A 15,636-nucleotide genomic window follows, 5' to 3' on the forward strand; every position below is an offset into this window, starting at 1 on the left:
ACACAAAAAAGCCAGTGACGAATCACTGGCTTTCCCTTTAATTTAGCGACTTTTTTATCTTGTCATTAATTAGCCACGGTTGCTATTTGCGGCAGGGCGAGGACGGCGGTTTTGCTGTGGCTTGCCCGCACTATTTGCGTTACTACCAGAGCGCGAGCGATTACCGCTATTGTTCGCATTGCGATTGCCACCGGCGTTACCGTTGCGGTTAGCGTTATTACCACCGCCAGTATTGCCGCTGCCAGTATTACCACCTGATTTCACCGCAGGCTTTTGACCATTACCCGCAGGCTTAGAACCCGTGTTTGGCTTACCATTTTGAGCTTTCTGTCCATCCGCTGATTTAGGACCAAAATGACGTTTATTTTTGCTTGCAGGCTTGTTGCCACGCGCGTTATCACCAGAGCGTTGACCATCAGCATGGCCTGTTCTTGGCTTTTTCGCTTTCTTTGGTTTCTTCGCTTTGAATGGGCGGGTATCCAAACGTGATTCTGGCAGTGGATTACTTGGTTTAAAGCCTTCCAACTCCATGCGTGGTAGTAGCGTTTGAATTAGACGCTCAATACCAAATAGCTCATCGGTTTCATCCGCACACACTAATGATACGGCTTTACCCGCTTCGCCAGCACGTCCAGTACGACCAATTCGGTGTACGTAGTCTTCTGATACGTTCGGTAGATCGAAGTTCACGACTTGTGGCAACTGAGGAATATCAATACCACGCGCAGCAATGTCGGTTGCAACTAATACGCGCACATCACCAGATTTAAAATCAGCCAATGCACGAGTACGCGCACCTTGGCTCTTATTGCCATGGATTGGTGCCGCAGTCACACCTTGCTCATTTAGGTAATGTGCAAGACGGTTTGCGCCATGTTTAGTGCGGCTAAAAACCAATACTTGGCGCCAATTACCATCGGTAATCAACTTCAATAGCATCGCTGGCTTCTTACCTTTATCCGCTGGGTAGATACACTGCTCTACTTTTTCTGCGGTTGAGTTAGCCGGTGCAACTGAGATTTCGACTGGGTTGTTTACCAAACCTTTTGCAAGATCGCGGATCTCTGGTGAGAACGTCGCTGAGAACAGTAGGTTTTGACGCTTTTTCGGTAGCAAGTTTAGGATTTTGCTGATGTCGCGGAAGAAACCCATATCCAACATGCGGTCAGCCTCATCTAAGACTAAGACTTCAAGCTGTGAAAAGTTCACCGCTTTCTGGTTGAAAAGATCAAGTAGACGACCCGGAGTTGCCACCAAGATGTCGCTGCCTTTACGCAGTTGCATCATTTGTGGGTTAATTTTTACGCCGCCAAATACCACGGTAGAATTTAGATCGAGGTAACGGCTGTAGTTGTGCACGTTCTCTTGGATCTGCGCTGCAAGCTCACGAGTCGGCGTTAAAATCAAAGCACGAACATGGTTGCTCTTCGCTTTTTGACCTTTACTTAGTAGTTCAAGGATTGGAAGCGTAAAGCCAGCTGTTTTACCGGTACCCGTCTGGGCTGCTGCCATGACATCTTGTCCTTCAAGAACTGCAGGGATAGCCTGAGCCTGAATTGGCGACGGCGTATCATATCCTTGCTCTTGAATAGCTTTAAGGATTGGAGCAGAAAGAGCGAGCGAGGTAAAACCCATAAATTTGATTCTCAATATATAGTGGTTCTTGCCGAGCAAGACATTTTTGTTTGGCTCGGGTAGAAAAGTTCGACATTCTGAGGCTTTTACCCTTCGGTATCAACATATCAATGCAAATAACCACCTTATCACGCCAGATAGAGCCAAATCACTCGAGGCTAGTGCTTTAATATCAATAAGTAACACTCATATTTCTTTTTATCTTTATTTGATTGCCGCTTTTCCATCGCGCCCTTAGTCATCAAGCCTTGCTGCTATTTTGCACACAAAACCCAACCGTTTGCGCTAACGTTTTCCTTTCTATAAAAACTTTAACAAAAGTGATCGTTGTCACAACGAAAAAGGCTGCGTATACTCCGCGCCCGGTTAGATATGAAGCCTACTCACGCAATAGCAATTGTATGGCTAGGTCATTAACCGGCTTTCAATCGACTGAAACATGGATATTTGCCCCAAGGAATCGGGCCCAGCGTAACTGTGAGCGTTTACGGGTCTTGAATTTGCTATCGGGCAAACCAACACGGCGAAACAACACCGCCCTGTTGCCAACGCCTGTGTGCGTGTAATTCTTTACCCGCCTTAAGACTGACACATAGCAAGGCAACATAATGCAAATCATCTTCAGCTTGGCCGGCATATTGGCTCTATTGGCATGTGCTTACGCACTTTCAGACAGTCGCCGTGATATTAACTGGCGTACTATCATCGGTGCATTTTCACTTCAGGCAGGTTTTGCTGCCTTAGTTCTCTATTTCCCATTGGGTCAATCGTTGTTGGTGACAGTCAGTGACGGTGTATCAGGTCTGCTCGCATTTGCTGATGCGGGGATTAGCTTCCTTTTTGGCGATCTCGCTTCTGGTAACTTCATCTTTGCTATTCGCGTCCTACCGCTGATCATTTTCCTGTCTTCTATTATTTCTCTGCTTTACTACCTTGGCATCATGCAGAAGCTAGTAAAAGTGATTGGTGGTGCGATTGCCCGTCTACTCGGCACTTCTCAGGTTGAATCTCTGGCTGCAACCAGCAATATCTTCCTTTCGATGAGTGAAGCTTCGCTTATTGTGCGTCCGTTCTTACCGAAAATGACCCGTTCTGAACTTTTCGCAGTGATCGTTGGTGGTATGGCATCAGTCGCGGGTTCTGTTCTTGGTGGCTACGCCGCTCTTGGTATCGAACTAAAATACCTAATCGCAGCCAGCTTTATGGCAGCACCGGGTGGTCTATTAATGGCAAAAATTCTCGTTCCTGAACGTGAAAAACTAAGCCAAGACGACCCAATTGAATTGGAAGCAAGTACCGATGCTAACATCATCGACGCCTTGGCTTCTGGTGCGATGAACGGCGTAAAAGTAGCGGTTGCTGTCGGCGCAATGCTACTGGCGTTTGTCAGTGTCATCGCCATGGTTAACGCAGGTTTTGAGAACGTAGGTAACTGGGTTGGTATTGATAACTTATCATTACAACTGATTTTTGGTTATCTGTTTGCACCACTGGCTTTCTTTGCCGGTATCCCAACAAACGAGCTGCTAACAGCGGGTGCATTGATTGGTCAAAAAACAGTTCTGAATGAATTTGTTGCCTTCTTGGATTTCATTAGTGTGAAAGAAACCTTGTCTGCCCATAGCCAAGTGATCATCACTTTCGCACTGTGTGGCTTTGCCAACATTGGTTCGATTGCGATTCAATTAGGTTCTATCGGTGTAATGGCACCAGAGCGTCGTCAAGATGTTGCACAGCTCGGTTTCCGCGCAGTGACCGCCGCAACGCTAGCGAACATGATGAGCGCAGCATTAGCTGGTCTGTTTATCGCGCTATAGGTTTTCGGCCAAAACCTGAAGAAACTCGGGTTAAAACGATAGCTTAAATTGAACAAGCCCACTCTTTCTCATTGAGTGGGCTTGTTACTATTCACAATCCGCTTTGCACGCTCAGCGACTTTAACTCTTCCACTACTTTAACTCTTCCACCACCAAATCAATAAAGCGACGAACCTTAGTCGACATATGTTTACGACTTGGGTAGACCAAACACATTTCGATTTTATGTACCGGAAAATCGGTAAATAACTCGACCAATTCGCCTCGCTCAATGCTGTCTAATACCAATGCTTCAGGCAAGCGACAAATGCCTTGCCCTAACGTGCTTAAACTGAGGGACATTTCTGGACTGTTGGTCGTCATCACTCCACTCACCTCAATACGCAGTAGTGAGCCATCGTGATCAATGTAGTTCCACACATAAGGCTGCTTGTGGTTGCTATAACAAATCATTTTGTGTTTGCTAAGATCACTCGGGTGTTTGGGCATACCATGTCTTTCTATATAACTCGGTGCAGCAACGGTGCGAGTGCAAGAGCGCTGAACAAGACGGCTAATCAAACTAGAGTCAGCAGCGCTTGACGATGAACGCAACACCACATCATAACCTTCGCCAATCAAATCCACCTTATGGTCGCTGGCAAATACTTCCACTTTTACCTTCGGATAGAGCTGCATGTATTTAGCCAATACAGGGCTAAGTTGAGCCGCGCCAAAATTGACCGGACAGCTAATCTTCAGTACCCCCGTCGGCTCTTGTTGTTGGCCACTGATCGCCAATTCAAGCTCTTGTGCACTTTCAATTAGTTGCTTACTGTGCTGAAAATAATGCTGCCCTTCTGGTGTTAAACTTAACGTGCGCGTTGTCCGATGGAGCAAACGTACCCCTAATCGCTCTTCAAGCTTGTTAATTTCTTTGCTGATAAACGAAGTCGAGTGGCCGGTACTATTGGCTGCATTGGTAAAACTCCCCAGCTCAACCACCGTCGTAAAAATCACCATACCATCGAGTAAGTTCGTATCTGAAAGGCTCATGTCTCACCTAATTACAAGTCATATGGAAATAATAATTACACATTTACCCTATTAATCAAATTATGGAATCAAACTAAACTCTCTACATCAACCGAATTGAGCAACAGCAGTAAGCACTGCATTGAGGAATAGAGCATGAAAGTTTTAGCATTTGGCGCAAGCAACAACAAAAATTCAATCAACCAACAACTGGCTCACTACGCAGCAAAACAAGTTCCAAACGCTGAGATCACCATGTTGGATATCCACCAGCTCGAAATGCCTATCTTTAGCGATGAGCGTGAAAAAGAGCTAGGCCAACCAGAGCAAGCGAAACAATTTTTCCAAGCGATCAGCGAGGCTGACTTGATTGTTATTTCGTTTGCTGAGCACAACGGCTCTTACACCGCGGCATACAAAAATGTCTTTGACTGGACTACCCGCATCGACATGAAAGTGTTCCAAGGTAAACCTGTTATCATGCTTGCAACGTCACCAGGCCCAGGTGGTGCAGGTAGTGTCCTTGCCGCAGCATCAGGTTCAGCGCCGTACTTTGCAGCCGACGTAAAAGCGAGCATCTCTCTACCAAGCTTCTACGACAACTTTGATATGGAAACGGCTCAAGTCACCTCAGAAGAATTTAATCGTCAGCTACTTGATGCGATTGAAACGCTGTAATCAATAAACATACATTTGCCTAATGACAATCGAGAGAGTCACTGATCAGCCATTTGCACCATCATGCTCAGAAAGCTATCTTGATTGGAAACACCATTGATTCAGTATCAAAAAGCCCGCTAAATCTTATTTAGCGGGCTTTTTCTTTTTCCTATCTCTCAGCTTTCTCTATAAGCACTATTTCTTCACACACATTACATGGTAGATACCGTTCTCTACTTCTGTACCTTCCGTTTCGTGTTCAAAGCCCGGGAACTCTTTATCCCATACTTCCAAGCTACGCAAATAAGTGATCTGCGGACTGGTGCTATCGCCAAAACTTTCGCCTGACATCAGCATAGGAATACCTGGTGGGTATGGAATAACGGCGTTGGCAGATACGCGTCCTTGTAGTTGGGTCGATGGCACCATCTCAACATTGTTTTCAACGATAGATTCAAACGCCGCTCGTGGCGTCATTACCGCTTCTGGTAGGGTTGAATAAGCCGCATTAAGCTTGTCCGAAGGCGTGTGCTGTTTAAGGTAATTAAACATTTTCACACTCAAATCCTTCATACCCATCTCACCATATACATCAGGATAATTTTCGACTAACTCGGGTAAAACACTCTTCAATGGTGTGTTTTGATCGTGATGCTGCTTGAAATGCAGCAAGGTATTAACCAATGTCGCCCACTTACCTTTGGTGATCCCCATAGAGAAAAGGAACATCACTTGGAAGTCGGTAGTACGTGTTGGCACAATGCCATAACGGGTCAAATATTGAGTCACCAACGCCGCGGGAACCCCCGTATCAAGCAAGGTGCCATCATCCCCCATCCCTGGAGCAAGAATACTGACCTTAATCGGATCGAGCATACACCAATCTTCCGGCATATCTTTAAAACCATGCCACTCATCGCCCGGCTTCATCACCCAAAAATCTTGTGTTGAGGCCAGCAGTTGCGGATCAGCTTCTTCAAACGGCACTGTCTCACCGGTATTGGGATCAGTGAAGGTTTCTGCATTCCATGGTTTAAAGAACCAGTCACCATCTTGCTCAAACTCACGATACAGGCGGCCCATCGCTTGACGATAATCAACCGCTTCATGAATTACTTCTTGAGTCAGAGAGTAACCTCGATTACCCGACATTTGCGATACAGCAATGTCGTTCGATGCACTGATCGCATACAGCGGAGAAGTGGTTGCATGCATCATGTAGGATTGATTAAAACGCTGGAAATCAATCGCATCTTTACCATGGCGCACGTGAATATAAGAGGCTTGCGATAAGGCATTGAGTAACTTGTGCGTCGAGTGAGTGGCAAATACGGTTGGCTCGTCTTCGCTCTCGGTTGGCTCACCACGCATGGCAAAGTGATCGGTATAAATCGGATTAAAACGTGCGTATCCATACCAAGCTTCGTCAAAGTGGATACGGTTACTGCTCTTACCCAGAATCTCTTGAGCGCGCTTAGCGTTGTAACACAGCCCATCATAAGTACAGTTGGTGATCACCGCGTAAACCGGATCTTGATTGGCAAAATCTTTGGTTAATGGCCCTTCTGCAGCACGCTGCTTGAGCGCGGCCTGCTCCATCTGCTCTGGATAAATAGGCCCAATGATGCCGTAACGGTTACGAGTCGGCAGCATATAAACAGGACGAGCCCCTGTCAGCATCAAGCCTTGTTCGATCGATTTATGACAATTACGATCACAAATCGCAAGGCTATTTTCCTTCATACACACTTGCATGATGGTACGGTTTGCCCCTGAGGTCCCCGTCACCAATGAATAGGATTTGTCCGCGCCAAACACCTTAGCAGCAAAAGCTTCACTGTCACCAAAATAGCCAGTGTGATCAAGCAAAGAGCCGAGTGAACCACGCTCGATACCCATATCAGAACGGAAAAGGGCTTCTCCATAATGTTGATAGAAACGCTGCCCTGCTGGGGTTTTAGTAAAACCAACCCCACCTTGGTGACCTGGCGCCGCCCAAGAGTATTCATGCACGTCATCGTATTTGATCATCGCCGCCATCAATGGTGGCAACAGTTGATCGCGATAGCGTTCCATCGCGGCAACGGCACGACCAACGATGAAGTCTGGTGTATCTTCAATAATCCAGACAAACTCATCAACCCGTGACATTAAATCACGACTCACAGAAAGCGTGATCTTTTTCCGTTCGGCTAAAAGAAAGACCGGCACGCCTTGCTGGCGACGATTGAGCTTATCAATCAATTTAAAGAATTTTTCGTTCTCATCGGCTTGTCGACCCGTCATTTGCGAGGTCAACATAAAGCAGTCTACCGGAGTATTGGCATTGAATATCGAATAACAATCATCAAATGACGTCGCAATCGTCACTTCAACGCTTTCGTTGGCAAACTCCTCAATCAACCGGTTAAGCGCATTTTCAATCACGCCCGCCTTGACAGTATCGTTAAAAATTAAAGCGTGCTTCTTTTTACCGTACTTCCTCATAGCTATCGTACCTTATCGTTAATTCATTGATTATTGGATTGGTAGTAATAAATCGTCGTGCACTTATCCCTGTGGACCCGATACTGGCTTGGCATCTCGACTGGCAATAAAGCCATAGAAGAAATACCCCACTAATGTAATGAGCGTGCCGTAGAAGATGGATTCTTGCCCTGTCGCATAAGCACCATAAATGCTATATAGCACTGCGATTGAACCCACGAAAATTGAAACCTTGTATTCAGATTCACCCACATTCGCTTGGCGCAAAATAACCCCTAGCGCCGTCAACGATAGGATGTATGGCACCATATTGATGAATACTGCGAGGTCCACCAGTACGTTAAATTGCTTGATCAGCGTAGGCGATATAGTCATGACGGCCAGAACAATTTCCAGCGCTAGCATGATCAACATGCCCTTCACAGGCGCATCAAATCGGTTTACGTCACTGAAGACTTTGGGGAAGAGTTTAAGATCGGCTGCCGCTTTAGAAACTTGGGCATTGGTAAACTGCCAACCGAGCAATGAACCAATACAGGCTATAACGGCCATTGCAGTAATGATTTGGCCAATGGTTGGATCAAACATCTCGGCAAAAACCAAACCAAATGGCGCATCTGATTTAGCCAACTCAGCATTCGGTACGATACCTTGAATCACGGTTGTGGAAGCAATGTAGGTCACGGCGGAAAAAACGGTGGCAAGCATACAGGCCAGTGGTACATTGCGTTTAGGGTTCTCTACTGCGCCAGAGTTAGCACCAGCAGACTCGATACCAAGAAAGGCCCATAGCGTCAGAGCAATCCCCGAAGACATTGCAGTCGAGATTGAAACATTATTCGGATTCCACGCCTCAGCGAAAATTTTACTATCGAACCAAAACCAACCAATCACCGAGACACCAAGTACTGGGATAATGACCCCCCACACCGTAATCGCTGAGATGCGGCCGGTAATTTTAGCACCGCGCATATTGGCAAGCAGGGTAACAACAAGCACCACAACCACACCAACAAAGGTATGAATAGAGCTCTGTTTTAGCCAAGGAATGAAGGACTCCAAATACCCTACTGAAGTAACGGCAATGGCCACCGCACTGATCACCAAACAAACATAGTAGGTATAGGAAGCGATGAAAAAACTCGATTTGGCGTGCGCCCGCTGCGCATAGGCCGACATACCGCCATCTTCTTGGCAATACATACCACACTTGGCAAAGGAATAGGCTATACACAACGCGCCGACGGCGGTGATCCCCCATGCAAGCAGTGCTATCCCGCCAGTTTGGGCAAGACTGGAAGGTAACAGTATGATCCCCGACCCCATCATGTTAACCGTTACGATGGTTGTAAGCCCCATCAACCCCATCTTATTGCTCATAAAACCTCACCTATGCTTGCGTGACAAATTTTGACTAAAGCCATATTCGCCACTACCGCAAAGTAAGTGGGTGTTACCGACTACGATAATAAGCTATCCAGATCACACACTCTTCTTACGGATATTTTCGTCAATAATTGATGCTTGTAAGCATAGTTAGCGAATTTTTGTTCTAGCAAATTTTATTTTAATTAATAATCAGCTAATCGCTGTTAGGTAAAAAACTTGCCAGAAAATGTCGCGCCACACCCTGTCAAACAAATAGCCTCAAACACGACACGAATTCCGCTACACTTATTGATAAATTAATTTTTAGATTAATTATTTATCTTGCAATCAAATTAGCCGAATGATTAATCGCCCCTAGTTGCTCGCTTTCGCAGCACTAATATCAGACCAACGTCAGGTTTTGCCTCAAAACGTGGACGACAATTGATTGATACGAACAACAGGCGTATTTAGACGTTTTAGCTCGTGGGAGTTTTGTGTGGAACACATCAACGAATTACTCAACGCCATGTCACCGGTACTTGATCATTACGGCTATCTGGCCTTAGTCATTAGTATCTTTCTCGAAGGGATTGGCGTACCCATGCCAGGTCAGTCACTGATGATCGCCGCCTCAATACTCGCATCACGCGGAGTGATGAATCTCCCTACGGTAATGATCGTTTCATGGTTGGCGTGTTTTATCGGCAACAGTTGCGGCTACCTATTGGGTTATTACTTTGAAGGTTGGCTGGATAAAAAAGGCTATATATCGGGCAGTAAAATGCAAAAGCTGCAAGCTGCGATTCAAAAGTATGGTCCGATATGTTTGGTGATCAGTCGCTTTATCGAAGGAATGAAACAATTCATGCCACTTGCTTGTGGTATTGCCAAGATGCCACGCCACGAATTTCTGTGGGGTAATGCTCTGGCTACCACTATTTGGGTAGCGGTATTTAGCTTGCTGAGCAATGTTGCTTTTGCTCATCTCCATCAAATCAGTACTTTCTACACTGCTCATCAACTTGGCGTATGGTGTGCGGCCGCGCTGGTGTTTATCGGCCTTATTGCCCTGATTGTCCGTCGTCGTGCCAATAAAGAAAAACCGACAAACTGACTCACTTAATAACCTTATTTATTCATTGGTAAAAAGCACAAAAAGCAGCAGTAAACAGGCATTCTGGGGGTGCAGGAGCATATCTCTGTTCACTACTGCTTTTTCTACTTTCTCACCCCACTATTCTTAACCAGTATTAGGAAGAGAAAAACTCACCAATTTTATATTTCTTGTTCCTCAATTTAACTAAATCCGGCATAAATCAGCAAAATTGTGCGTATAATGAACCAATTGCGGAAATCATCATCCAATTCATTGCTTCATTTGGTCACAAGAGCCTAACGATATGTCTGATCTAAACCTGCTTCGCTACTATGCCCGCCTCGCGCCACTTGGCGTAGGCAACGAAATCAAAACGGCATTATCAGACGTTGCCGAGACTTTATTTACCAGCCCTCGTCATGCCAGAAATTTACTCGGTGAGATGCAAAAACAACAATGGCTTAGCTGGCAACCTAAAGTTGGTCGTAATCAACGCTCTAGCCTAATGTTGCAATTAGATTTAGATGAGCTCAAAGCGCAACTTGCCACTAAGCGCATCCAGCAAGGTAAATATGAAAAAGCCCTTGCGATACTCGACAACAATGAGCGCGCCTTTGGCCAACTACTGCAAAGCACCTCCGGCGCCTCTATCCGTGAAGGGCGCTTACACATTCAGCTCACCTATAAGCGCCCATTTGAAAAATTGCTGCCCCACTCTTTGCACCGTTCGAGTGAACGTTATCTTATCCGTCAGGTGTATTGCTGCTTAGTCACCAGTAATCGCCATGGCATGCTCGAAGGACAACTCGCTCATCATTGGCAACACAATGAACACGGGACTGAATGGTCTTTTTACCTAAGGCCGGGGCTCACTTTTCACAACGGCAATGCCATTGGTGCTTGTCATATCGCAGAGTTGTTTCAAAAACTCAAGCAGCACACAAACTATCAACAAGAATTGAATCACTTGATTGAAGTGCAAGCGCCAATGGTCAACAAAGTCACCTTCTATCTTTCAGAGCCCGATTTTGGCTTTGGTGGCTTGCTCTCTGGGATCAAATATTCCATTCAACCACTAAATCAACTGCAACCTGAGTTTCAAGGGGCTGTTACTGGCAGCGGTGTATTTGAAGTCGTTGAACACTCAGAAACCAAACTGTGTATGCAAGCATTCGATCGCTACTATGCTTGCCGTGCTCTGACCGATATGGTCACGATTTGGCAACTTGACGAACGCGAGTTGAAGCAAAAACAGATTGAAACCAATCATCCCGAAAAACAGCGAGAACAGGCCTGTCACTACTACTTAACGTCCGAGACACAAGCCGCTGATTCACAAGCGATTCAACAAACTCGCATCGAAGATGGTTGCATGTTCGTCCTATTTAATCAGCGCAGTGGTGATGGGTTAAATGAGCAACAGCGACGTTATTTTTCCAGCCTAGTGACACCAGAAACCGTCTATCAGCATTTACAGCACCGTGGCAAAAATTTTGGTAGTGAACATGCCTACAATCTGCTGCCTATTTGGCACAAAGTGATCCGCCCGGATACGCCTATTTGTGCCTTGCCAAAACAGATCTCAATTGCCGTCTATGATTACAATGCGCTGGTTAACTGCGCCACCGCCGTTGCAGACCAACTTAATCAGCTCGGCATCCAAGTAAAAGTGAACACTTACTCTTACCGTGAGTTAAATAGTCTCTGCGCTGAACAGCGTTTACAGGAGACCATGGTACTGACCAATATCAACCTTGATGACAACCGTCACGCCTCCGCATTTAACAACCTTTTTCATAACGCTATATTACATGGCAGCATCAGTGCTGAAGCAGAAACTTGGCTGATACAATCATTGAAAACACTGCGCCAAACGACCCCTCTCAACCAGTATCTAAATGCTTTAGAGCCCATTGCTGCTGCGCTTATTAATCAATATTGGTTACTGCCACTTTTTCACCACAGCCAAACACTGCGTTTTCATGGCGTGCTTAAAGACGTGGCCCTAACCAACTGGGGCTGGCCAGATATCCGTAATGTGTGGTCAGCAGACTGAATATGATAATTACTTAGATATCTAAAGATAAATATTTAGATACAAAATCGTTCGCCTAAAATTCCACCGTTCTCAAATTAGATAAATCGCTGTAAAAAATACTCTTATCGCTTATATTTCGGGGGATACAGCCCATCTAAGCGAGATAATTTGGCAAATACGCACTTTAACAATAGTTTGAACTCTAACAAATATTTCGATAACCTTATGGAGTACTCATTAGAATGGAAATCGAAATGAAACTAAAATTAGCCACTCTTATTTTGGCGGGTTTAACCGCTACTCAAGCCTCAGCAGACGAGTGTGGTAACGTCACCATCGCCGAGATGAACTGGAGTTCAGCCAGCTTTCTAGCCAACCTTGATCAATTCATTTTAAATGAAGGCTACGGCTGCAATGCCGAACTGATCCCAGGTGACACGATGCCAACGGGCACCTCAATGATAGAGAAAGGTCAGCCCGATATTGCCCCTGAAATGTGGAGTAACAGTCTCAAAGAAGCCCTTGATCGTGGTGTTGCCGATAAGCGTCTACGCTATGCAGGCAAAGCATTGGTTGAAGGTGGTGAAGAAGGTTTTTGGGTTCCCGCTTATCTTGTGAAGCAATACCCTGAAATTGCCACCATCGAAGGCGTGAAAAAACACGCAAAACTGTTTGAACACCCAGAAGATCCCGATACCAGTGCATTCTATAGCTGTCCAGCCGGTTGGAACTGTCAGATCAGTGCCGGTAACTTATTTAATGCCATGGATCTCGACCAAGCAGGCTTTACTGTCGTTGACCCGGGTTCGAGTGCCGGTCTTTCTGGCTCATTAGCCAAAGCCTATACCCGTGAAGAAGCATGGTTCGGTTACTACTGGGCACCGACCGCGATTCTCGGTAAGTTTGATATGGTTAAAGTCGATTTCGGTAGCGGCGTGGATACAGACGAATACTTAAACTGTATCTCACGTGATGGCTGTGAAGATCCTAAAGCTACTATGTACCCGCCATCGCCAGTGCATACCATTGTGACGGAAGCGTTCGCCTCTCGTGCTCCTGAAGTACAAGAGTATTTAAACAAACGTGGCTTCACTAACGCGCAAATGAACCAACTATTAGCATGGATGGAAGACAACCAAGCCAGTGGCGAAGATACCATGTTCCATTTCTTAGAAACATCACCTGAGATTTGGCAGCAATGGCTACCAAAAGCGGTTGCAGACAAAGTCGCGGACGCCATCTAACCTCCTCTAGTACCGCAGACTAATCGCACTTCTGTAGTAACACATCTGTAGTTCTGAAGCGGCAGGAGCCGCTTCAGTATTGATAAGGAAATTAACATGTCTGACACTAGCTGGCTCAGCGAGTTTCCCGCAATGGAACGCGCCGATCTTCGAGCCATTCGCAAAACTTTAGATGGCGCCTATCGTGACTTTTCACGCGAATATGGTGATCTCATCGAATCCATTTTTGACCCACTACTTTCTTTTTTAGTGTGGTTTGAAAAACTGCTTCTCTCTGCCCCATGGTTTCTGGTTCTCGCGGGTTGCTGCGCGTTAGTTTACGCCGCGAGCCGCTCTTGGAAATTGGTCGTAGGCTGTGCTGCATCACTCATGCTGATTGGTTATTTCGGCATGTGGGACGACACCATGCGCACGCTGAGTATCATCACAGTCTGTACCATGTTGGCAATCGTGCTCGGTATCCCGATTGGTATTGCGATGGCCCGTTCAAACCGCGTACAGTCGATCGTCACACCCATGCTGGATGTGATGCAAACCATGCCCGCCTTCGTCTACTTGATCCCTGTCGTCATGTTATTAGGTATTGGTAAGATTCCAGGGTTAATTGCAGTTGTTATTTACGCTATCCCACCCGTGATCCGCCTAACCAATTTAGGCATCCGTTTGGTCGATAAAGAAGTACTGGAAGCCGCCACTGCCTTTGGTGCAAGCAGCAAACAGCGCCTGCTTGGCGTTCAGTTACCTTTGGCAATGCCCACCATTATGGCAGGTATCAACCAAACCATTATGATGGCGCTTTCGATGGTCGTTATCGCCTCAATGATCGGGGTGAAAGGCCTTGGCCAGCCGGTACTAAAATCGATCACCAACCAATATTTCACCCTTGGTCTTCTTAACGGCTTTGCCATCGTTGCCCTAGCCATCTTGTTTGATCGTGCTTCTCAAGCGTATGCCAAACGAACTCAAGCTCACTTAGGGGATTTAAAACATGACTGATGCATTGATTGAAATTAGCGGTTTATACAAGGTATTTGGCCGTAATCCTCGCTCAGTAATGGAGCAAGTAAAACGTGGCGATAGCAAAGATGATATTCTCAAAAACACCGGTCATACGGTGGGTTTGAAAGACATCAACCTCAGCATTAAACAAGGTGAGATCTTCGTTATTATGGGCTTATCTGGCTCAGGAAAATCGACCCTTATTCGCCACTTCAACCGCTTAATTGACCCAACTGAAGGACAAATTTTGGTTGAAGGCATTGATGTGATGAAGCTGTCGAAAGACGAATTAGAGCAGTTTCGCCGTCATAAAATGTCGATGGTATTCCAACGCTTTGGTCTGTTACCGCACCGTGCTGGATAACGTTGCGTATGGTCTAGAAATCCAAGGCATTGAGAAAGAAGAGCGTGTTCAACGCGCGACTCAATGGCTTGAAACCGTCGGTCTTAAAGGCTATGAAAAGCAATACCCAGCCCAGTTATCTGGTGGTCAGCAGCAGCGTGTTGGTTTAGCACGCGCACTTTCAACTGATGCGGAAATCCTGTTAATGGATGAAGCTTTTTCAGCGCTTGACCCATTGATCCGTAGTGAAATGCAAGATCAGCTAATTGAATTACAAGAGACCCTACACAAGACGATTATCTTCATTACCCATGATCTAGATGAAGCACTGCGCATCGGTGATCGCATCGCAATCTTAAAAGATGGTGTGCTAGTTCAGCAAGGTACACCAGATGATATCTTGCTTAATCCGGCAGATGACTACGTAGAAGCCTTCGTTAAAGACGTCAACCGCGCCCGTGCGCTAACCGTTGAAACAGTAATGCAAAAACCAGCGCTACGCATTACGGCTTCAACGATTGAAGAAGCTCTTAGTCAAATGAAGAAGTCAAAACAAGATTATGGCTACCACGTTACTGACGATGGCTACCAAGGCCTAATCACCAAAGAAGGATTGATTGATGCAGCCAAAGAGCCAAGCATTGATGAACTGAGTGATGTCACTTATGAACCGGTACCATCGATTTCGCCTGATGCGGTCATTGAAACGGTTCTGACTGAGACCATCTCCAGTGATTACTCACTACCCGTGGTCGATGAAGAGGGTAATTTGAAAGGTGAGCTAGAACGAAGTGCGGTGGCGGATTTGTTTTCAGAAACAATATCAACGACTGCCAGTGATGAAAGCGCTCTAGAGCCCTCGGCAGAAAAAGCCAGTTAACTCCGTCCATCCGTGTAAACAGTCTCTAAATAACGAGCGTCAGCCTAAGCTG

The 15,636-nt window shown here is 46.0% G+C and carries 10 protein-coding genes and 1 pseudogene; 7 read left to right on the plus strand and 4 right to left on the minus strand.

The window, feature by feature from the left end:
• Positions 1 to 69: 69 nt before the first annotated feature.
• Positions 70 to 1,635: a DEAD/DEAH box helicase gene (locus tag RJD38_RS16015; protein WP_065546557.1), complete on the minus strand. Its 1,566-nt coding sequence runs from the start codon at positions 1,633 to 1,635 to the stop codon at positions 70 to 72.
• A 608-nt stretch (positions 1,636 to 2,243) separates the two neighbouring features.
• Here RJD38_RS16015 and RJD38_RS16020 point away from each other — a divergent pair.
• The gene (locus RJD38_RS16020) at positions 2,244 to 3,452 is read left to right on the plus strand and encodes a NupC/NupG family nucleoside CNT transporter (RefSeq protein WP_005599757.1); all 1,209 of its coding nucleotides are present in this window, start codon (positions 2,244 to 2,246) and stop codon (positions 3,450 to 3,452) included.
• Positions 3,453 to 3,584: 132 nt separating this feature from the next.
• On the opposite strand, the gene RJD38_RS16025 is transcribed toward RJD38_RS16020, so the two are convergent.
• Entirely contained in the window at positions 3,585 to 4,487 is a 903-nt protein-coding gene (locus tag RJD38_RS16025; RefSeq protein ID WP_005599755.1) for a LysR family transcriptional regulator, read from the minus strand.
• A gap of 135 nt (positions 4,488 to 4,622) precedes the next feature.
• Here RJD38_RS16025 and RJD38_RS16030 point away from each other — a divergent pair, with 135 nt between their 5' ends.
• The gene (locus RJD38_RS16030; protein ID WP_065431374.1) at positions 4,623 to 5,144 is read left to right on the plus strand and encodes an NADPH-dependent FMN reductase; all 522 of its coding nucleotides are present in this window, start codon (positions 4,623 to 4,625) and stop codon (positions 5,142 to 5,144) included.
• A 177-nt stretch (positions 5,145 to 5,321) separates the two neighbouring features.
• Here the strand turns inward: RJD38_RS16030 and adiA are convergent, their stop codons facing one another.
• Entirely contained in the window at positions 5,322 to 7,613 is a 2,292-nt protein-coding gene (gene adiA / locus RJD38_RS16035) for an arginine decarboxylase (protein ID WP_065546558.1), read from the minus strand.
• 63 nt (positions 7,614 to 7,676) lie between these two features.
• Complete coding sequence (gene potE / locus RJD38_RS16040; RefSeq protein WP_065546559.1) at positions 7,677 to 8,993, minus strand: putrescine-ornithine antiporter; 1,317 nt, start codon at positions 8,991 to 8,993, stop codon at positions 7,677 to 7,679.
• A 487-nt stretch (positions 8,994 to 9,480) separates the two neighbouring features.
• On the opposite strand from potE, the gene RJD38_RS16045 reads away from it, so the two are divergent.
• The 5 genes and pseudogenes from RJD38_RS16045 to RJD38_RS16065 all read left to right on the plus strand — a co-directional run bounded on the left by RJD38_RS16045 (position 9,481) and on the right by RJD38_RS16065 (position 15,584).
• Positions 9,481 to 10,098 carry a DedA family protein gene (locus RJD38_RS16045; RefSeq protein ID WP_005597792.1) on the plus strand — a complete coding sequence of 206 codons (618 nt, stop codon included), beginning with the start codon at positions 9,481 to 9,483 and terminating at the stop codon, positions 10,096 to 10,098.
• A gap of 286 nt (positions 10,099 to 10,384) precedes the next feature.
• Entirely contained in the window at positions 10,385 to 12,136 is a 1,752-nt protein-coding gene (locus RJD38_RS16050) for an SgrR family transcriptional regulator (RefSeq protein ID WP_065546560.1), read from the plus strand.
• A 236-nt stretch (positions 12,137 to 12,372) separates the two neighbouring features.
• Entirely contained in the window at positions 12,373 to 13,362 is a 990-nt protein-coding gene (locus RJD38_RS16055; RefSeq protein WP_065546834.1) for an ABC transporter substrate-binding protein, read from the plus strand.
• A gap of 96 nt (positions 13,363 to 13,458) precedes the next feature.
• Positions 13,459 to 14,358: an ABC transporter permease gene (locus RJD38_RS16060; RefSeq protein WP_005597786.1), complete on the plus strand. Its 900-nt coding sequence runs from the start codon at positions 13,459 to 13,461 to the stop codon at positions 14,356 to 14,358.
• A pseudogene (locus RJD38_RS16065) lies at positions 14,351 to 15,584 on the plus strand (glycine betaine/L-proline ABC transporter ATP-binding protein). Before RJD38_RS16060 ends, RJD38_RS16065 begins: the two are co-directional and overlap by 8 nt.
• The last annotated feature ends 52 nt before the right edge of the window (positions 15,585 to 15,636 follow it).

The organism is Vibrio scophthalmi (assembly GCF_040869025.1).
GTDB lineage: Bacteria > Pseudomonadota > Gammaproteobacteria > Enterobacterales > Vibrionaceae > Vibrio > Vibrio scophthalmi.

Excerpts from the sequence above, each read along its gene's own strand:
- potE (WP_065546559.1), bottom strand. The coding sequence starts at position 8,993 with ATGAGCAATAAGATGGGGTTGATGGGGCTTACAACCATCGTAACGGTT.
- RJD38_RS16025 (WP_005599755.1), bottom strand. The coding sequence starts at position 4,487 with ATGAGCCTTTCAGATACGAACTTACTCGATGGTATGGTGATTTTTACG.
- RJD38_RS16060 (WP_005597786.1), top strand. The coding sequence starts at position 13,459 with ATGTCTGACACTAGCTGGCTCAGCGAGTTTCCCGCAATGGAACGCGCC.
- RJD38_RS16030 (WP_065431374.1), top strand. The coding sequence starts at position 4,623 with ATGAAAGTTTTAGCATTTGGCGCAAGCAACAACAAAAATTCAATCAAC.
- RJD38_RS16020 (WP_005599757.1), top strand. The coding sequence starts at position 2,244 with ATGCAAATCATCTTCAGCTTGGCCGGCATATTGGCTCTATTGGCATGT.
- adiA (WP_065546558.1), bottom strand. The coding sequence starts at position 7,613 with ATGAGGAAGTACGGTAAAAAGAAGCACGCTTTAATTTTTAACGATACT.
- RJD38_RS16055 (WP_065546834.1), top strand. The coding sequence starts at position 12,373 with ATGAAACTAAAATTAGCCACTCTTATTTTGGCGGGTTTAACCGCTACT.
- RJD38_RS16015 (WP_065546557.1), bottom strand. The coding sequence starts at position 1,635 with ATGGGTTTTACCTCGCTCGCTCTTTCTGCTCCAATCCTTAAAGCTATT.
- RJD38_RS16050 (WP_065546560.1), top strand. The coding sequence starts at position 10,385 with ATGTCTGATCTAAACCTGCTTCGCTACTATGCCCGCCTCGCGCCACTT.